At 73.2% G+C, this 19,147-nt stretch carries 14 protein-coding genes; 5 read left to right on the forward strand and 9 right to left on the reverse strand.

Going from position 1 to position 19,147, the window contains the following annotated elements; translation table 11 throughout:
- Positions 1 to 125: 125 nt before the first annotated feature.
- The 3 genes from V1634_RS30395 to V1634_RS30405 form a co-directional block, all read right to left on the reverse strand.
- Positions 126 to 2,789, reverse strand: a complete 2,664-nt coding sequence (locus V1634_RS30395) for an ATP-binding protein (protein ID WP_331211160.1) — start codon at positions 2,787 to 2,789, stop codon at positions 126 to 128.
- A 118-nt stretch (positions 2,790 to 2,907) separates the two neighbouring features.
- Positions 2,908 to 5,187: an MMPL family transporter gene (locus tag V1634_RS30400; RefSeq protein WP_331211161.1), complete on the reverse strand. Its 2,280-nt coding sequence runs from the start codon at positions 5,185 to 5,187 to the stop codon at positions 2,908 to 2,910.
- Positions 5,188 to 5,328: 141 nt separating this feature from the next.
- Positions 5,329 to 5,814, reverse strand: a complete 486-nt coding sequence (locus V1634_RS30405; RefSeq protein WP_331211162.1) for a MarR family winged helix-turn-helix transcriptional regulator — start codon at positions 5,812 to 5,814, stop codon at positions 5,329 to 5,331.
- 51 nt (positions 5,815 to 5,865) lie between these two features.
- Between V1634_RS30405 and V1634_RS30410 the strand changes: the two genes are divergently transcribed.
- On the forward strand, positions 5,866 to 7,158 hold the full coding sequence (locus V1634_RS30410; RefSeq protein ID WP_331211163.1) for a multidrug effflux MFS transporter: 1,293 nt from the start codon (positions 5,866 to 5,868) through the stop codon (positions 7,156 to 7,158).
- A gap of 55 nt (positions 7,159 to 7,213) precedes the next feature.
- Positions 7,214 to 8,467, forward strand: coding sequence for a D-alanyl-D-alanine carboxypeptidase family protein (locus tag V1634_RS30415; protein WP_331211164.1), 1,254 nt, complete (start codon positions 7,214 to 7,216; stop codon positions 8,465 to 8,467).
- Here V1634_RS30415 and V1634_RS30420 read toward each other — a convergent pair.
- Entirely contained in the window at positions 8,464 to 9,216 is a 753-nt protein-coding gene (locus V1634_RS30420) for a GNAT family N-acetyltransferase (protein WP_331211165.1), read from the reverse strand. The genes V1634_RS30415 and V1634_RS30420 overlap by 4 nt on opposite strands.
- Positions 9,217 to 9,339: 123 nt before the next feature.
- Between V1634_RS30420 and V1634_RS30425 the strand changes: the two genes are divergently transcribed.
- Positions 9,340 to 11,430, forward strand: coding sequence for a hypothetical protein (locus V1634_RS30425; RefSeq protein ID WP_331211166.1), 2,091 nt, complete (start codon positions 9,340 to 9,342; stop codon positions 11,428 to 11,430).
- A gap of 29 nt (positions 11,431 to 11,459) precedes the next feature.
- Positions 11,460 to 12,011 carry a DUF1697 domain-containing protein gene (locus tag V1634_RS30430; RefSeq protein WP_331211167.1) on the forward strand — a complete coding sequence of 184 codons (552 nt, stop codon included), beginning with the start codon at positions 11,460 to 11,462 and terminating at the stop codon, positions 12,009 to 12,011.
- A gap of 88 nt (positions 12,012 to 12,099) precedes the next feature.
- Here V1634_RS30430 and V1634_RS30435 read toward each other — a convergent pair whose 3' ends face one another.
- Together V1634_RS30435 and V1634_RS30440 are read right to left on the reverse strand one after the other, a co-directional pair.
- Positions 12,100 to 13,248: an acyl-CoA dehydrogenase family protein gene (locus V1634_RS30435; RefSeq protein WP_331211168.1), complete on the reverse strand. Its 1,149-nt coding sequence runs from the start codon at positions 13,246 to 13,248 to the stop codon at positions 12,100 to 12,102.
- A 73-nt stretch (positions 13,249 to 13,321) separates the two neighbouring features.
- Entirely contained in the window at positions 13,322 to 14,854 is a 1,533-nt protein-coding gene (locus V1634_RS30440; protein ID WP_331211169.1) for an acyl-CoA carboxylase subunit beta, read from the reverse strand.
- Between the two features lie 210 nt (positions 14,855 to 15,064).
- Here V1634_RS30440 and V1634_RS30445 point away from each other — a divergent pair, with 210 nt between their 5' ends.
- Entirely contained in the window at positions 15,065 to 15,643 is a 579-nt protein-coding gene (locus V1634_RS30445) for a snapalysin family zinc-dependent metalloprotease (protein ID WP_331211170.1), read from the forward strand.
- A 96-nt stretch (positions 15,644 to 15,739) separates the two neighbouring features.
- Here V1634_RS30445 and V1634_RS30450 read toward each other — a convergent pair whose 3' ends face one another.
- The 3 genes from V1634_RS30450 to V1634_RS30460 all read right to left on the reverse strand — a co-directional run bounded on the left by V1634_RS30450 (position 15,740) and on the right by V1634_RS30460 (position 19,111).
- Positions 15,740 to 16,387, reverse strand: a complete 648-nt coding sequence (locus tag V1634_RS30450) for an MBL fold metallo-hydrolase (RefSeq protein WP_331211171.1) — start codon at positions 16,385 to 16,387, stop codon at positions 15,740 to 15,742.
- 76 nt (positions 16,388 to 16,463) lie between these two features.
- The gene (locus V1634_RS30455; RefSeq protein WP_331211172.1) at positions 16,464 to 18,026 is read right to left on the reverse strand and encodes an alpha/beta fold hydrolase; all 1,563 of its coding nucleotides are present in this window, start codon (positions 18,024 to 18,026) and stop codon (positions 16,464 to 16,466) included.
- A 185-nt stretch (positions 18,027 to 18,211) separates the two neighbouring features.
- Positions 18,212 to 19,111, reverse strand: coding sequence for a hydroxymethylglutaryl-CoA lyase (locus V1634_RS30460; RefSeq protein ID WP_331211236.1), 900 nt, complete (start codon positions 19,109 to 19,111; stop codon positions 18,212 to 18,214).
- Positions 19,112 to 19,147 lie beyond the last annotated feature (36 nt).

The following is a 19,147-nucleotide window of genomic DNA, read 5'->3' on the forward strand; positions in this document are numbered from 1 at the left end:
AACGGCGGGCGGGGGGGGGGGGGCGGGGGGGCGGGGGGGGGGGGGGGGGGTCTGGGGGGGGGGGGGGGGGGGGCGCCCCCCCGCCCCCCACGGCCCCAAGGTGACGGACAACCCGAAGCCACCCGTCAGCTCTCAGCCTGGTCGACGCCCGTCTCCGTCCGGTCCGTGACCGCCGCGTCGACCAGCGCCCGCTCCCGGGGCAGCAGCACGATGGCGCCCTCCCGGCAGACCTGGTCGAGACGCCGCACCGCCGCCGCCCGGGCCGCCGGCTCGTCGGTGCTCGCCACCAGCCCGACCAGCGCCTCGGCCACGTCCCGCAGATCACGCGAGCCCTCGCAGGCCCGTACGGCCGCCGCGTACCACTCGGCCGCCCACTCCCGGTCGCCCCGGCACATCGCCAGGCTGGCCTCGATCAGCGCGCAGATCCCGTCGTCCCGGGGAGCGATCTCGTCCGTCCGGGAACGTCCGGGCTCCAGCTCGGCCGGACCGGCACCGTCGACCGACTTCCGGGCCCGCAACTCGGCGAGTACCGCCGTCGCCTCGTCGATCCGCCCGTCCTGGGCGAGCGCGAGGCCGACCGTGCCGAGCGCCCGCCGACGGTGTCCGGGGTCGCCGAGGTCGGCCAGCGCGGCCACCACCTGCCGGCCGTGCCGGACCGCGTCCGCGTACCGGCCCTCCAGTCGGGCCGCCTCGGCCAGGTTGGCCCGGGCGAGCACCCGGAGCCGCTCCTCGCCGCACTCCCCGGCGAGCCGGTCCACCGCCGCCAGCCGGCGTCGGGCGGCGGCGAGATCGCCGACCCGGATCTCGTGCCAGGTCAGGTTGTTCTGCGCCACCGCCATGTCCCGGATCCGTCCGGCACGGGTGGCCAGTTCCAGAGCCGCCTCGCCGTGCCGGCGCGCCTCGTCGTGGCCGCCGATCGCGGTCCAGAGTCCACAGAGCACGTTCCGGGCCGCCAGTTCACCGGATACGTCGGACAACCGCTGGAACGCCGCCACCGCCGACTCGGCGGCCGGCAGCTCCTGCGGCCCGGCGCCGTGCTCCTGGGCGAGTTGCGCCACACCGACCTCCGCCCACGCCCGGTCCGCCGGATCGGCGTCACCGGTGCGCGGATCGTCCAGCAGCCGGCGCAGCCACTGCCGGCCGGCAACGTCCCGTCCCCGGTAACGCCACCAGCGGGCGAGGTTCCCGGCCAGCCGCAGCGCGGTGTGCGGGTCGTCGTTCGCCGAGTACGCCAGTGCGGTCCAGAGGTCACCGGCAACCTCGTCGAGCCGGCCGACCGCCTCGACGAGCTGGGCACCGGCCAGGTCCGGCGCGACCCGGGCGGCCAACGCGGCGAAGACCGACGCGTGCCGTCGACGGATCGCGGCGAGTTCACCGTTGGCGGTGGCCCGTTCGGCGGCGAAGTCCCGCACCACGTCCAGTACCCGGAACCGCAGCGGTCCGGTACCCCGCGAGTTGATCAGTCCGTGCGCCAGCAGCCGGTCCAACAGTCGTACCGGGTCGACCGGGCCGCTCCGCTCGCCGCCGGTACCCCCGGACGGACCGTCGCCCTCGGCGAACCCCGGGCCACCGGCCGGGGTCGCACCGTCGGCGGGTACCGGGTCGGGGGCGAGCATCGCCTCGGCCAGCTCCACGGACCAGCGGTTGCGCAGCACCGAGAGCCGGCGCAGCGCGGCACGCTCGTCGGCGTCGAGCAGCCGGTAGCTCGCGGCCACCGTGTCCCGCAGGGTCACCACCGCCTCCCGACCCACCGGCGGCCTGCCGAGGTCGAGCAGGCGGTTGCCGTACCGGTCGAGCAGCTCGTTCAGGTTGAGCACCCGGCCGTGCGCCGCGGCGAGTTCGATGGCGAGGGGCAGCCCGCCCAACCGGCGTACCAGCTCGACCAGCGCGACGACCTCGTCGGGTTGCGGCGGCTCGCGGCCGATCTGGCGCAGCCGGGCGAGCAGCAGCGCGACGGCCGGATAGTCGGCCGCCACCGCGAGGTCGGCCGGGACGTCGGCGGGCGGCACCTCCAGCGGGGTGACCGGCCGGACCCGCTCGCCGGAGAGCCCCACCGGGTGCCGTCCGGTGGTCAGTACCCGCAGCGTCGGCGCGATCTCGGCGAGCCGGTTGAGCGCCTCGGCGGCCGCACCGGGAGCCCGCTCGACGGCGTCCACCAGCAGCAGCGACGGCGCGTCCGAGAACCGGCCGGCGAGGTCGCTGGCCCGGCCGACGCCGAAGACGGTGGCGACGACCGAAAGGACGTCGCCCTCGGTGGAGCCCTCGATCATCACGATCCCGCTGGTGCCGCCGGGAAAGTCGTCGGCCACCTCCCGGGCCACCTTGAGGGCCAGCCCGGTCTTGCCGACCCCGGCGAGACCGACCAGGCTGACCACTCCGCGCGCCCCCGGCGGCTGCTCGGTCAGCATCGCGGCCAGGTCGGCGACGTCCCGGTCCCGTCCGATCAGCTCACCCGGCTCGGGCAGCCCGAAGCCGCGCGGTGGCCGGCGCCGGGACGGCGGGACCGGTACGTCGCCGCCCGCCTCCACCGCCGGGCCGGCCTGGCCCCGGGACAGCGCGACGAAGTCGGCCCGGTCCTGACCGGCCAGACCGAGCGCGGCCGCGAGCAACTCGACCGTCGTCCGCTGTGGACGGGACGCCCGGCCCCGTTCGAGGTCACGGACTGTACGGATCCCGACGGCGGCCCGTTCGGCGAGTTCGGCCTGGGTCAGCCCGGCCGCCAGCCGGCGCCGACGGAGCAACTCGGCGAAGCCACCCGGAACCCGGTCAGCGCCATGATCCGGAGTCATGGGCAGGAAGACTACGCAGCCCGGTACGGCGCCGGCAGAGATACGTCGCGCTACCGACGGAAGAGGACATAGATATCCGACAGATCACTGATGCCCGATCCGGCCGGTAACCGAACCCTCACCGTTCGGCGGAAACCGGGATCGGAGCGGCCGGCGGTCCGGCGGCGGACGGTTGCGCAACGTCACCGGAGAACCGCCGGTGCAGCCGGCGCAGCGGAGCCGGCGCCCACCAGTTCCACTCGCCGAGCAGGCTCATCAGCGCCGGCATCAGCAGCCCGCGTACGACCGTGACGTCGAGCAGTACCGCCACCGCCATGCCGAAGCCGATCTCCTTGACCGCCGTCAGGTCACCGAGCAGGAAACCCAGGAAGACGATGGTGATGCAGACCGCCGCCGAGGTCACCACCGGACCGGTCCGGGTGATCCCGGCCAGTACCGCCCGCTCCCCGGCCCGGGTGCGGGCCTCCGGGGTACGCAGTCCCGACCAGCGGCGCCACTCCTCCCTGATCCGGGCCAGCAGGAACACCTCGTAGTCCATCGACAGCCCGAAGACGAAGACGAAGAGCAGTACCGGGGTGGTGAGGTCGATCGCCCCCCAGGACTCCACCCCGAGCAGGGCCGCCCCGACACCCCACTGGAAGACCACGACCAGTACCCCGAGGGTGGCGAGCAGGGTCAGTACGTTCATCACCAGCGCCTTGACCGGGATGACCAGCGAACCGGTGAGTACGAAGAGCAGGACGGTGGTGACCAGCAACAGCACGATTACCGCGTACGGCAGCCGTTGCGCGACCGACGACCGGTAGTCGACCAGCTCGGCGGCGGACCCGCCGACCAGCAGCGGCAGTGGCTGGTCGAGGGCGCGCACCGCGCGGACGAGTTCGCGGGACTCGGGGCCGCCGGTCGCGCCACGCGGGGTCAGGTCGATCACCACCGCCGGGCCCGGTACGTCGGGGCGGGGCTGCATCCGGATCACCTGGGGCAGGGTGTTGAGCTGGTTCATCAGGTCCCGCACCTCGGCGCTGGCCGGATCCGCCTCGACGACGACGGTGACCGGGGCGGCCCGGCCCGCCTCGAAGTCGCGCAGCAGCACGTCGTGCACCTGCCGCGCCTCCATCGACCGGGGCAGCGCCCGGGCGTCGGAGTTGGCCAGGTTGGCGCCGGCCAGGAAGGGCAGGGCCAGCAGCAGCAGGCCGGCGGAGACACCGAACGCCACCGGTCCGGGCCTGCGCTGTGCGTACCCGGCGAGCCGGCCGAGCAGGCCGGGGTGGGCGGCGGGCGTACCCGACCGGGGGAGGGCCGGGAGGATGCGGCGGGCCGGGCGGGCGGCGGCGGCCAGGGCCCGGCGTACCCAGGTCCGGGCGCCGGGCGCCGGGATGTGCCGGTGGGCGACGGCGACCAGCGCCGGCAGCAGGGTCAGCCCGGCCAGCGTGGCCAGGGCCACCGCCAGCGCGCCGCCGAGCGCCATCGCGGCGAGCAGCGGCTCCGCGAAGGCGTAGAGGCCGACCATCGCGGCCGCGACCGCCAGGCCGGAGATCAGCACGGTACGGCCGGCGGTCGCCATCGTCCGGGCCAGCGCCTCGGCGGGATCGCCGCCGCCCGGCCCGTCGCCGCCACCCGGTCCGTCGCCACGCTCCTCGCGGAACCGGGCGATCAGCAGCAGCACGTAGTCCACGGTCAGGCCGATGCCGAGCAGCGTCACCACGTTGACGGTGAACTCGCCGACCCCGGTGACCGCGGTCAGGCCGTAGAGGCCGAGCAGGGTCACCGCGACCGCGGCGAGCGCGGCGAGCAGCGGCAGCACCCCGGCCAGCAGGCCGCCGAGGATCACCACCAGCGCCACCAGGAGTACGCCGAGCGCGATCGACTCCCCGACGGCCGCGTCGTCGATCGCCTGCTCGGCGAAGGCCCGCTCGGCCAGCTCCTCGCCGCCGACCAGCACCTGTGGGGCGTCGATGCCGCGCAGCAGGGCGGCCACCCGGTCCTCGGCCGCCTCCCGTTCGGCGGTGGGCAACCCGTCGGCCAGTTCGACCCGGACCAGGGTGCTGCGGTTGTCGGCGCCGATCCGGCCGCCCGCCGCGTTGTAGAGGTCCTCGACCTCCCTGACCCCCGGTACGGCCTGGATCTCGGCGCGTACCCGGTTGACGCTGGCCACCAGCGCCGGGTCGTACGGGTCCCGGTCCCGGACGATCGCCACCACGGTCGCCCCCTCCGGCAGGAGTTCGGCGATCCGGCGGTCGGCCCGTTGCGACTCGGCGTCCGGGCGGAGGTTGTCGGTGTCGACCAGCCGGTCGAAGACCTGTCCGCCGAGGGTCGCCCCGGCGAGTACGAGCCCCAGCCAGCCGACCAGTACCGCCCAGCGCCAGCGCCACAGCAAGCGTCCGAACCCAGCGAACATGCCCCGAACCTCCCCTGAGGCGACGCCCGCTCGTCGCCCTCGGCGCACATGCAAACACCCTGAGCAGTCGGCCGTCAGCCGCTATCCGGTCAGAATCGACTGTCCGGTGTGCCGGGTCGAGGCCGGGCTCGGGGCTCCGGGTCAGCCGCGTTCGGTGGCGCGGCGGGCCCGGAGGCGTTCGGCGAGTGCGCCGAGGGCCGGGGCGGCGTCGGCCAGCTCGGCCCGCTGCTCGTCGCTGATCTCCGCCATGGCGTCGGCGAAGATCCTGGCCCAGGCGTCCTCGATCCGGGCCGAGCCGTGCGCCGCGTCGACGGTGGCGTGCAGCCGTACGGCCCGCCGGTCGTTCGGGTCGGGTTCGCGGCGGAGCAGGTTGCGGGCCACCAGGGCGCGGACGGTCGCGCTGACGTTGCTGGCGTGCAGGCCGAGGTCACGGGCGAGGGTGCTCACGGAGACTCCGGGGCTGTCGGCGACGTACCGCAGCACCTCCAGCTCGGAGGGGGGCAGTTGGCCCAGCCCGGCCGCGTCGACGCCGTGCAGCCGCATCACCCGGCTCAGTTGGTACAGAACTGGTACGAGTGTCCTCGCCTGCCGGAGAACCGTCTCGTCCGCCATGGTCACTCGTTTCACTTCACGAGAATAACGCTAGACATAGTTATATAGGTATAGTAATTTGCGGTCGTGACTTCCGCCCCCTCCCGGACCGACGAGTCCAGCCCATCCCCACCGCCAGAGACAACCGGCGAGCCACCCGGCAGGTCACGCCGGCTGCTGCTCCCCGCTCTGGTGCTGCTGGCCTTCGTGCCGCCGATGGGCATCGACATGTACCTGCCGGCCTTCCCCCGGATGGCCGACGAGTTCCGCACCGACCCCGCCGGAATCCAGCTCACCCTCACCGCGTTCGTGATCGGGCTGGCCCTCGGGCAACTCGTGCTCGGCCCGCTCTCCGACCGGTACGGCCGTCGGCTGCTCATCCTCGCCGGTACGGCGCTCTGCGCCACCTCCGCCGCCGCCTGCGCGTTCGCGCCCAGCCTGGAGACCCTGACCGCGCTCCGGTTCGTGATGGGATTCAGCGCGGCCGCCGGGGTGGTGGTCGGGCGGGCCGTCATCTCCGACACCGCCCAGGGGCCGGCCGCCGCCCGGATGTTCGGCATCCTGATGGCGCTCAGCGGCATCGCCCCGATCACCGCACCGCTGATCGGCGGCGTGGTGACCAGCGCCGCCGGCTGGCGCGCCGTCTGGCTCACCCTCGCGGTCGGGCTGCTGCTCACCCTGCTGGTCGCGCTGGTCGGGGTACCCGAAAGCCTGCCGCCGGACCGCCGGCACGCCGGCGGGCTGCGTGCCACCCTGGCCACCGCGCGGTCGTTGCTGACCGACCGGATCTATCTCGGCTACATCTTCGCGTTCGGTTTCGGTTTCGCGGCCCTGTTCTGCTACATCGCCGCCTCACCCTTCTTCCTCCAGTACGTCCTTCAGCTCTCCGTCCGGCAGGCCGCCGTCGCCTTCGCCGCCGGTGCGCTGGTCGCCACCCTGAGCAGTGCGGTCAACGCCCGGGTCGTCGGCCGGGGCGCCTCCCCGGCGCTCCTGCTCCGGATCGGCCTGGCCGTCATGCTGGCCACCACCGGCGGCCTGCTCGCGGTCACCCTGGCCGGGCGCCTCGACCGGGCGGTCGCGGTCGTGCTGCTGCTCTTCTTCGTCGGGCTCGGCATGATCATGGGGAACGCGACAGCGCTGGCGATCCAACGGGTACCGAAGGCGGCCGGCAGCGGGTCGGCGGTGCTCGGCACCCTCCAGGGCGTACTCGCCGCGGTGACGGCCCCGCTGATGGGGCTCGGTGGCCGGGACAACGCCGTCGCGCTGTTCCTGGGCATGACCGTCTGCGTCACGATCGCCTGCCTCGCGCTGCTGCTCACCCGGGACCGCCGGCACGTCGTAGGGACCGGAGCGACGGATATGCCGGAGCGCCCGGCCTGACGCCCGATATCCGAACCTGCCACCCGTACGGATGACGAAGACTACTCTCCGGAGTATGACCCGAGGGTTGCTCGTACTCAGAGTAGCCAGCGCCCTCCTGGTGCTGCCGTGGGTGACGATGGGCGGCGCACCCGGAGCCGCGATGGCGAGGACTCCGGCCCAGGCCCGAGCGGGTACGCCGGCCCGGCCCTGCCCGACGCCGAGCCCGCCGGTGCCCCGCCCCACCCGGCCCGCCCCACCCCCGCTCGACCCGGCGCAGGCGGCGGTCGGCGGACCGGCGCTGGCCACCGCCGGTCTGGTCACCCCGTCCGGCGTCGCCGAACCGCCCCGGGTCACCGCCACCTCGTGGCTGGTCGCCGACCTGACCAGCGGTGCCGTGCTCGGCGGCTGTGGCCCGCACGAGTACGGCGTACCGGCCAGCGTGCAGAAGCTGCTGCTGGTGGCGGCGGTGTTGCCGCACCTCGACCCGCACCAGGTCGTCGAGGTGACCGAGTCGGACCTCGACTTCGAGCCGGGCAGCTCGGCGGTCGGGCTGGTCCGGGGCGGCCGGTACTCCGTGGAGACGCTCTGGCTCGGCCTGATCCTCAACTCCGGCAACGACGCGGCGAACGTGCTGGCCCGGCTCGGCGGGGGTACCGGTGGCCAGGCCGGCGGGGTCGCGGCGATGAACGCCGAGGCGGCCCGGCTCGGCGCGCACCAGACGCACGCCGCCACACCGTCCGGGCTGGACGGTCCCGGGCAGTACACCAGCGCCTACGACCTGGCGCTGATCGCCCGCGCCTGCTTCGGGCACCCCGACTTCCGGCGGTACGCCGGCACGAAGATGGCGCAGGTGCCGGCGCAGGCGGCGAACAACACCAAGGGCTATCCGATCTGGAACGACAACCAGCTCCTGCACCGCTATCCCGGCGCGCTCGGCGGCAAGACCGGCTACACCGACCTGGCCCGGCACAGCTTCGTCGGGGCGGCCGAGCGGGACGGGCGTACCCTGCTGGTCACCCTGCTCGGTGCGGAGTCGCAGCCGCGGCGCGGCTGGGAGCAGGGGGCCGCACTGCTCGACTGGGGATTCGGTCTGCCCGCCGACGCGACGGTCGGCCAGCTCGTCGCGGCGGGTCAGGAATCCCGCAACCAGATCTCGTCGCCGGCGGCCGGGGCCACCCGGGTACGCCCCGAGCGGGGTTCCCGCACCGACTGGCTGCTCGGCACGGCCGCCCCGGTGATCCTGGTCGGTACCCTGCTCGTGCTCCTGGTCCGGCAGCGGCGCCGGGCCGCCCGCCGACAGGACGGCGGCGACCCGGGAGCCGGCTAACCCGCCGGAGGCGGTGGATCGACCTCGGAGACCTCCAGGTCCCGGGCGGCCAGCTCGACGCCGGGCAGTTCCTCGGCCCGGTACGCCGCCCGGCGCGGATCGGCCAGGTAGGAGTCGTACCCGTCCCGCCCGGTGAACGACAGCAGGTGCACCTCGGTCCGGCCGTCGCCGGTACGCAGCCGCTGCTCCAGCCGGCCGCCGTGTCCGGCCAGCAGTGCCAGCACCCGCTCCTCGTAGCGGGCGAAGGCGGCCAGGTGTTCCTCGGGGACGTCGAGCACCGCGACGACCCGGATCCGGGACCGGGGTTCCGAGCCGTCCAACCGCTTGATGAAGTGCAGGTCGGCGTACCCGCCGGGGAAGCCCTCGCTGCGACCGACCTCGACGTAGCCGTGCCTGCGGTAGAACGGCGGCGCCTGGAACTCGAACGACGAGACGATCATCCGGTCGCAGCCGCGCCGCCGGGCCTCCTCCTCGGCGGCCCGCAGCAGCCGGCCGCCCACGCCGCGCCGCCGGTGGTCCTCCCGGACCCAGAGCATGTTGACGCCGCCACAGCCGCCCCAGGTCCAGCCGGTCAGGCCGCCGACCAGTTCGCCCACCCCGTCGGTCACCCGGACCGAGAGGTCGGCCTCGTCGTCGGCGCCGGTCGCCGCGTTGTTGAAGGCAGTCAGCTCCGCGCTGAGCCGCCCCGACAGCTCCGGGTCCTCCCCGCCGACCGCGACCGCGAGCGGCGCATCAGGTTCCGTCGTCATCCGGGCAGTATCCGCAACCGTGCCCGGCAAGGCGTCCCGTTTTCGACGCCGCCTTTCGACGAGTGTCACTGCCTGGAACACTTTGCACACGAGCAGTTCATCACGGGGTGCCGGGGAGGCATCATGGACCGGCTGGACCGCAAGCTGCGCCGGGAGCGCGGATACCGTCGCCAGGTCCTGCCGGGGCCACCACCACTGCCGGAGTGGCTGGACCTCGCCCCGCCGGAGGCGGTACGCGAGGCCGTACGCCTGCTGCTGAGCCGCACGACCCGGCGGGAGACCCGGGGCGTGGCGCTGGTACCGGACGGGCCAACCGAGGTGGCCGGCTACGGGCTGAGCGTGCTGGCCCGACTGGTTTGCGCCGATCGCCGGATCCGGCGCCGCTTCGCCGGCCGTACCTGGTGGCTCACGGCCGGCCCCGGTGCCCGGGACAAGCCGGGTACGGCGGTCCGCCGGCACCGGCGCAACGTCGGGCTGGCCGGAGCACCGGTGCCGTACGCCGACGGGGAATGGTCCGCGGAGGAGGACCGCATCCTCGACATGTACCGGCGGTTGCTGGTGGTCGTCGACGGCGTCCCCGCCGGTGCCGACGATGCCAGCCGGCTGCTCGTCCGGGGGCGGGCGCGGACCAGCCTGGTGACGATGCCGGACCGGAACACCCTGTCGGGATGGGTCCGGGTCGTCCCGGCGGACGCGGCGGCGGTCGAGCGGTCGGTCCGGGCGGCGCTGCGTACCCGCACCGGCCTGCTGCCTCCCGGCGGGGCGGAGCGGTTGGCCGAACTCGGGGTCTTCGCGGAGGCGGCGGAGATCCCGCTGCCGCTGGTCGAGACGGTGTGGCGGACGACCGCCGGCATGAGCCCGGCGGAGACGGCGGCACTGTGCCGGCGGCTCGTGGAGCTGTCGCTGATCCGGCCGGCTCCGGACCGGGTCGCCTCGCCGGCCCGGTCGCCCGATGCCGGGTACGGGTTCGGACGGCTGGTTGTGGACCCGGTGGTCCGGGCGATCGGCCGGCTCGACCTCGGCGAGCAGCGGCTGGCCGAGGCGAACACCGGGCTGGTGGCCGCACTCGCCGGCCGGCTACCCCGGGCCGAAGCGCTGGCCGGCACTGCTCCGGACCCGGCCTGGTGGTGTCTGGACGGTACCGAGGGGTACCTGTGGCCGCACCTGGTCGGTCACCTGCTCGACGCCGGAGCGCTGGCCGAGGCCCGGCTGCTGGCCGGAGACCTCCGCTGGGTCGGGGAGCGGCTGCTCCGGGAGGGGCCGGTCGGACCGGTCGCGGACCTGACCGGGGTGGCGCAGCGTACCGCCCGGCGGCCGGTGCCGGTCGAGGCCGGGACCGGCGACACCGCGCCCGGCATCGGCAGCCTGCGCCAGGGGTTGACGAAGATCGCGCCGTTGCTCGGCCCGACCGATCCGCCCGAGGCGGTACGGGACGTCCTGCTCTACCACCTCCAGCACCATCCGGGCTGGGGTGACCAGGCCGAGGCCGTGCAGGCGGGCCTGGGCCGGCCGGTACTGGTCAAGCGCTCCGCGGGTGACGCCCTGGTCCGCGCCCTCGCCGGCTCCAGCGGTGCCTGGGACGTCGACCTCAGCGCCGACGGCGCTCTGCTGGCCGTCGCGGGCGGGCAGCCCGTCGCGTCCTGGCTGCGCCTCGCCGACCCGGGCTGGCGGTCGTCGCACTTCGGCCGCCGGGAGGTCGCCCGGCGGGTGTGCCTCAGCCCGGACGGGAGTTGGCTCGCCGTCTGGACCTCCGACGGGCTGGTGTCGGCCGGTCCCGAGGACCCACCCTCGGCCACCTACGTGCACGTCGTCGACACGGCGACCGGAGAGCTCCGGTTCCGGCTCACCGGCTGGTACCGCCACCAGATCCTCTCCCTCGCCGCCGGCGCCGACAGCAGTTGGCTGTTCACCTCGGCCGAGGACGGCGACCGCGCCTGGGACGCCGTCACCGGGCAGCTCCTGCCGAGCCTTCCGGGCGGCGGCACCCGCCCCCAGCCGGACCGGACCGCGACCACCAGCCCGGACGGCCGGTGGCGGGCCACCGTGCACGACAACGAGCTGCGGTTGCAGGACCTGCTCCGGGACCGGCCGGGCCCGATGCTGCGGCTCGCCGCCGACCGGTACGACCGGCTGTCCGGGACGGTCTGGCTGCCCGACTCCGGCCTGCTCGCGTACGGTCCGCCCGGGGTCTTCCTGTGCGAGATACGCTGCTGACCGTCGGGCAGGGTCGACCGGGAGGCGGGATGGGTCGGTACGCCGCACTCCTGCGGGGCGTCAATCTCGGCTCCCACAACCGGATCGGCATGGCCGACCTGCGCCGGATCGTCACCGAACTCGGGTACGACGACGTCAGGACCTACCTACAGAGCGGGAACGTCGTCTTCGGGGCCGGCGACGACGCCGGGCCGGAGCGGCTGGGCGCCGAGATCCGGCGAGCCCTCGCCGACCAGTTGAGCCTGGACGTGGCGGTGATGGTCCGGACCGGATCGGAGTTGGCGGCGCTGGCCGGCGCCAACCCGTACGCGTCCGGGCAGCCGGACGAGGTGAGGCTGCTGGTGGCGTTCCTGGCCGAACCGCCCGGGGCCGACCGGGTGGCCGAGTTGTCCGTGCCGGCGGGCGAGACCGCCGAGTTCACCGTCGCCGACACGGGCCGGGACCTCTACCTGCACTACCCGGACGGGTACGGCCGGAGCAGGTTCAGCAACGCCTACCTGGAGAAGCGGCTCGCCGTCGCCTCGACCAGCCGGAACTGGAAGACCGTCCGCGCCCTGGCCGGGCTGACCGCCACCGGTTGAGTCGGCCACTGCCGGCCGAGTCGGCGGGCATCGCGGAACTGACCGGCCGGCCGACGAGCCGTGCGTCGGCCGGCCGGGGCGTTCCGGGCTAGAGCCCCAGGTCGCGGGCGATGATCATCCGCTGCACCTCGGAGGTGCCCTCGCCGATCTCCAGGATCTTCGAGTCCCGCCAGAACCGGGCCACCGCGAACTCGTTCATGAAGCCGTACCCGCCGTGGATCTGGGTCGCCTCCCGGGCGTTGTCCACCGCGCACTCGCTGGCGTGCAGCTTGGCGATCGCCGCATGCCGCTTGAAGTCCTCGCCGGCCAGCATCCGGGCGGCCGCGTCGTAGTAGGCCAGCCGGGAGGTGTGCGCCCGCCGCTCCATGTCGGCGATCTTGAACTGGATGGCCTGGAAGTTGCCGATCGGCTGCCCGAAGGCGTGCCGGTCCTTGGCGTACCGGACGGACTCGTCGACGCAGCCCTGGGCGAGGCCGACCGCCAGCGCCGCGATGGCGATCCGTCCCTCGTCGAGGATCCGCAGGAACTGGGCGAAGCCCCGACCGCGCTGGCCGAGCAGGTTCTCCGCCGGCACCCGGCAGTCGTCGAAGGTCAGCTCGTGGGTGTCCGAGGCGCACCAGCCCACCTTGGAATAGCCGGGTGCGACGGTGAAGCCCGGCGTACCGGACGGCACGATGATGGTGGAGAGTTCCTTGGAGCCGTCCGGGTTGGTACCGGTGACCGCGGTGACCGTGACCAGGGCGGTGATCTCGGTACCGGAGTTGGTGATGAACGCCTTCGAGCCGTTGATCACCCACTCGTCGCCGTCCAGTACCGCCCGGGTCGCCGTGCCGCCCGCGTCGGAGCCGAAGCCCGGCTCGGTGAGCCCGAACCCGGCCAGCGCCTCGCCGGTGACCAGCTTCGGCAGCCAGCGGGCGCGCTGCTCGTCGGTGCCGAACCGGTAGATCGGCATCGCGCCGAGCGAGACCGCCGCCTCCAGGGTGATCGCCACACTGGAGTCGACCCGGGCGAGTTCCTCAAGGACGAGGCAGAGCGCGAAGTAGTCGCCACCCATCCCGCCGTGCTCCTCCGGGAACGGCAGGCCGAACAGGCCCATCTTGCCCATCTGCGCGACGATCTCGTACGGGAAGGTGTGCCGTTCGTAGTGTTCGGCGATGGCCGGCGCGACGACCTCGCGGGCGAAGGACCGCACGCTCGATCGCAGCGCCTCGTACTCCTCGCTGAGCCGGAAGTCCATAGGTTCCTCCATCGGGTCGGTACGCCGGGAACGCTCGTGACGCGCCGGGCGGGGCGGGGCTGCGGACGGGCTGCTAGACGGGGGTGACGCCGTGCCGGCGCCGGGAGAAACTGCGGTCCTTGTGCTGGGCGGCGGCGAACCGCCGGACCAGTTCGGTTCGCAGGTCGGCCGGCTCGACGATCGCGTCCACGACCAGCTCGCTGGCCAGCCGGACGATGTCGATGTCCTGCTCGTAGGCGGTGCGACGCTCCGCGACGAAGGCCGCCCGCTCGTCCGGGTCCTCGATCGCGGCGATCTTGTTGGCGTAGACGGCGTTCACCGCCGCCTCGGCGCCCATCACCGCGATCTTCGCGGTGGGCAGCGCGATCGTGGCGTCCGGCTCGAAGCCGGGCCCGGCCATCGCGTAGAGACCGGCACCGTACGCCTTGCGGACCACCACGCAGATCTTCGGTACGGTCGCCTCGCTGATCGCCGTGATCATCTTGGCGCCGTGCCGGATGATGCCCTGCTTCTCGACCGCCGTACCGACCATGAACCCGGGCACGTCGGAGAGGAAGAGCAGCGGCACGTTGAACGCGTCGCAGAGCTGGACGAACCGGGTCGCCTTGTCGGCCGAGTCGACGAAGAGCACCCCGCCCTTGAACATCGAGTTGTTCGCCACCACGCCGACGACCTGACCGTCGAGCCGACCGAAGCCGATCGTCAGCTCCCTGGCCCAGAGCGCCTGGATCTCCAGGAAGGAGTCGGCGTCGAGCAGGCCCTTGACGTACCGGCGCATGTCGAACGCCTGCCGCTCGCTCGCCGGCACCAGCGCGGCCAGGTCGACCTTGTCGGAGGCGGCGACGGCGGGGGCGGCCGGCGGCTGTTGGGTCCAGTTCGCCGGCAGGTACGACAGGTAGCGGCGGACCACGTCGAGCGCGTCCGCCTCGGTCTTGCAGAGGAAGTGCCCGACGCCGGACTCGGCGCAGTGCACCCGGGCCCCGCCCATCTCCTCCAACGTGGTCTTCTCCCCGGTGACCATCTCGACCATCCGGTCGGAGCCGAGGTACATGCTGGCGTTGCCGTCCACCATCGCCACCACGTCGCAGAACGCCGGGATGTACGCCCCGCCGGCCGCGCTCGGCCCGAACAGCGCGCAGACCTGCGGGATCGAGCCGGAGGCGCGTACCTGGTTCCAGAAGATCTTTCCGGCGCCGCGCCGGCCGGGGAAGAGGTCCACCTGGTCGGTGATCCGGGCGCCGGCCGAGTCGACGAGGTAGACCATCGGCTGGCCGTTCGCGTACGCCCGCTCGATGATCCGGATGATCTTCTCGACCGTACGGGCGCCCCAGCTCCCGGCCTTGACCGTCGAGTCGTTGGCCATCAGGCAGACGGGTCGGCCGTCGATGCTGGCCTGGCCGGTGACCACGCCGTCGGCGGGGAGCCCGTCGGCGAGCGCGTTGGCGTAGAGCCCGTCCTCGACGAACGATCCCTCGTCGACCAGCAGCGCGATCCGTTCCCGGGCGAAGAGTTTGCCCTTGGCCGCGTTGGCGGCGTGGTATTTCTCCGCTCCGCCGGCCCGGACCCGCTTGCCGAGTTGCTCCAGCGCCGCATCGTCGAGTGTCACGCCGACCCCCTGGCCCTGCGGCGGGACTCCGCAGCCCCGCGCCAACCGACCTGAACGATCGTTAGGCTACTGCATCCGACCCGTCCCGGGCCAGCCGACCACCTGTCATACCGAACGACCACGTATCCGGACAGGATGTTGTTATAGACATTTGTCTATAACTACGCTGCTGGCACCCCCCAACGGACCACCGGATCGGAGAAGTGAGCCATGACCTCACGCATCAGCCGGCTACTGGTCGCGTTCGTCGCGACGACGGGTGCCACCCTCGGCATCACGCTGGCCAACCCCACGCCCGCGTCGGCCGCCATGACCATCTGCTACAACACCAGCCAGGCGCCCAGCTACGCCAGCATCGCGAACCAGGCCGCCTCGATCTGGAACAACGCCACGTCGAACCTGACGCTCTCGGCCAACTGCGGCACCAACCTGCGGATCTACCAGATCACCGGCGGCGGCTCGTACGCCGTACGGACCAGCCTGGGCAACGGCCGGGTGTACATCGACACCCGGCAGGCGGCGCAGTACAGCCCGCTGCGGATCATGACGCACGAGATCGGGCACATCCTCGGGCTGCCCGACAACTACAACGGCAACTGCGCGCTGCTGATGTCCGGCGGCAGCGCCGGCACGAGCTGCACCAACCCGTACCCGAGCACGGCCGAGGCCAACCGGGTCACCCAGCTCTTCGCCGGTACCCGGGTCGGGCCGGCGCGGACCGCCGACGTCGACAGCCAGATCTTCCGGGACAGCTGGCCGGCGACGACGATGCTCGCGCCGATCGGCTGAGTCGCCGACCGGGCGGCGACGCGCGACAGAGGGGCCGGTGGACGCCGGCCCCTCCCGCCGTCCAGCCGGCCCCACCGCGACGCCCGCCCGGCCCGGTCAGTCGAAGGTCACCGACTGGCCGGGCGGAATCCGGGCGTACTCGGTCTCGGCCTTCTGCTCGAACCAGCGGTCCACGATCGGCGCCCCGCGCTCGCTGACCACCGCGTCGTGGATCGAGTACGCCCGGCGGGGCTTGACCGCCCGGACGAAGTCGAGCGACTCGGAGACCTTCAGCCACGGCGCGCTGGTCGGCACCAGCAACGTCGCCACCGGCAGGTCCGGGACGAAGAACGCGTCACCCGGGTGGTAGAGCCCGCCGCCCGCCGTACCGACGTCGACCACGAAGCCGAGATTCGGGATTCCGGGCAGCCCCTGGTAGATCTCGGCGTGGTCCCGGCCGACCGCCCGCACCCGGAAGCCGCCCGCGTCGAACTCGTCACCGGAGGCGACCGGAACCACCGCCGGACCGAGGTCGGCCAGTTGCCCGGCCACGTCCGCGTGGGTGTAGATCCGCAGCGCCGGGTTGGTGGCCACCGCCGCGCTGATCCGCTCGGTGTCCAGGTGGTCGGGGTGCTCGTGCGTGACCAGCACGTGGTCGACCGAGTCCAGCGCCTCGGCCTCGGTCCACATGCCCGGATCGATCACCAGCGACCGTCCGTCCGCCTCCAGGCGTACACAGGCGTGGGTGTACTTGATCAGCCGCATTCGCCGAGCCTATCCCTGTTCGTCCGCGCCCACCTCCGTTACGCCGCCAGTCTGCCGCGCGGCCCTCTTTCGATGGCTACCTGGTCGACCAGGGCATGGTCCGGTACGGGAAGGGACGGTTCACGGCCGTCGGCGGGCCGACCGACTCTCGGGTTGCCCACGGCTCGGCGGGTGGCTCGACAGCCGGGCAGGCCGCCCCGCGCGCCGGGAGCACACGGTCGACCAGATACCGCTCGATGGCGTCATCGGTGCATTCGCTGCGGCCGTACACGCCATGTCCCCACCCCTGGTAGCTGAGCAGAACCCCGTCGCGACCAAGCTGCCGGGTCACCCCGAGCGCCTGGTTGTATCCGGTCGCCGGGTCGTGCAGCGCGTTCGTGACCAGCAACGGGGTGGCGCTGTTACGGACCCGGAGCGGGTGTTGCGGGTTGGCGATCCGGGCGGGCGAGCCGAGGCAGGCCGCGGTCAGGGCGGCAGCGGCCGGCGAGTAGCGCAGGTCCGGCGCGATCCGTTCGGTCCGGCGCAGGTGCCCGGCCCATTCCCGGTAGTCGCGCACCGGCAGGCTCCAGTCGTTGCAGAAGATCGCGACCTGCGGGTACTCGGTCTCCTCGGGCAGTTCCGGGCCCGGCTCCCACGGCTGCGTGTCCCCGGAATCGAGGTCGACGAGGAAGTCCGCCAGAAAGGACCAGTCCGGCCCGTAGAAGGCGCGGAAGACGAACCAGATCAGTATCTCCGGCCGCAGTGCGACGTCCGGGACGAAGGGGGACGGGATCTCGCCCCGGTCGACCCGGTCGAGCAGCCGGTGCCAGAAGGCCCGGACATCCTGCCCGTGCAGCGGGCTGGCCGGCGTCCGGTCATTCCACCGCACGAACTCGTCGAAGGAGTCCTGGGCGCTGGCCGCCTGGGCGTAGAGGAAACCGCTGGTGCGCAGGCTGTGGTCGAGATTGCTGTCCGAGACGATCGCGCGTACCCGGTCGGGAAAGAGCTCGGCATACTGCTGGGCGTTCAACGAGCCGTAGGAGAGGCCGTAGTAGGTGAGTTGCCGGTCGCCGAGCACCGCCCGGACGTGATCCATGTCGCGGACCACGCTGAGCATGTCGGCATGGTCGACGATCAGGCCGCTGCGCGCCCGGCAGTCCGCCCGCAACCGGGCGTTGAAGGCCAGCCGGGCGTCGAAGTCCGCCTGGCTGCGCATCACGAACGACGGCTCCTGGTCGAGCAGGTCCTGGGAGCAGCGGATCGGGGTGCTGAGTCCGACGCCACGGGGATCGATGCCGACGATGTCGAAGCGGCTGCGGATTTCCTCGCCGAACCGGTCCGCCCCGAAGATGGCCATCAGCCTGCCGGAACCACCGGGCCCGCCCGGGTTGACCTGCATCGAGCCGATCCGGCGGCCCGGATCGGTGGCCGGGCGCCGGGCCAACGCCAGTTCGATCGTCGGTCCCAACGGATGCGACCAGTCGAGGGGCACCCTGAGCGTGCCGCACTGGGCGGTCTCGTCCTCCGGACACGGCGACCAGTCGATCGTGCCCGGCCGATCGGTGGCCGGGGTTGCCGCCGCGACGTCCGCGACGGCGACGGGCAACGCGAGTGTGGTGACGACCAGCACGGTGCTGAACAGGAACGTTGCGGTCCGCACGAATCCTCCAACCGTCGCGGCGACCGACGCGGCCTGACCGTCCGCGTCTCCGCGAGGCCCCGTCGACGAGGCGAGTTGCGTGACAGATGTGAATCTAGCAATGCAACTCGGATCTGGGGGATGTCTCCGTCCGGGGGTTCGCCACCTCCGCCCGCCGTGCCGACCGCGGCGGTTACCCGCCCGGCTCAGACCAGCCGGGTACGCGGGCCGGCCCGGAGCACCCCGGAGGGCAGCTCCCGGCCGACGAGCCGCTCGGCGTAGGCCGCCGCCTCCAGCAGCGCCTCCAGGTCGACACCGGTCTCGATCCCCATGTCGTGCAGCATGTGCACCACCTCCTCGGTGGCCACGTTCCCGCTCGCACCCGGGGCGTACGGGCAGCCGCCGAGCCCGCCGACGCTGGCGTCGTACTCGGTGATCCCGAGTTCGAGCGCGGTCAGCAGGTTCGCCAGTGCGGTACCCCGGGTGTTGTGGAAGTGCAGCAGCACCGGGATCTCCGGCTGCCGGTCCCGGACCTCGGTGACGAGTTCCCGGACCCGGCGCGGTGTCGCCATCCCGGTGGTGTCACCGAAGGCGACCCGGTCCGCCCCGTCGGCCACCACCCGGTCGACGATGCCGGCCACCCGGGCGGGGTCGACGTCCCCCTCGTACGGGCAGCCGAAGCTGGTCGCCACGATCACCTCGGCGGTCGCCCCCGCCTCGTGCAGCAGCGAGATCAGCCCGGCGATGTCGTCCAGCGACTCGGCGGTGGACCGGTTGACGTTGCGCCGGTTGTGGGTGTCGCTGGCCGAGACCACCACCTCGATCTCGGTGAACCCGGCGGCCAGGGCCCGCTGTGCGCCCCTGGAGTTCGGCACCAGCGCCGAATAGCGCACCTCCGGTGCCTTCGCCGCCCGCGCCCACACCTCGTCGGCGTCCGCCATCTGCGGAATCGCCTTCGGATGCACGAAGGAGACCGCCTCGATCCGGCGTACGCCGGTGCTGCCGAGCAGCTCCAGCAGGCGTACCTTCCCCTCGGTCGAGACCGGCTCCTCGTTCTGTAGCCCGTCGCGCGGCCCGACCTCCCGGATCGAGACCGCGGCCGGCAGGTCGTTGGTCATGCCGTCCCCTCGTTCCATCCACTC

It is taken from the genome of Plantactinospora veratri, from assembly GCF_036421995.1.
In the GTDB taxonomy this organism is placed as follows: Bacteria; Actinomycetota; Actinomycetes; order Mycobacteriales; family Micromonosporaceae; genus Plantactinospora; species Plantactinospora veratri.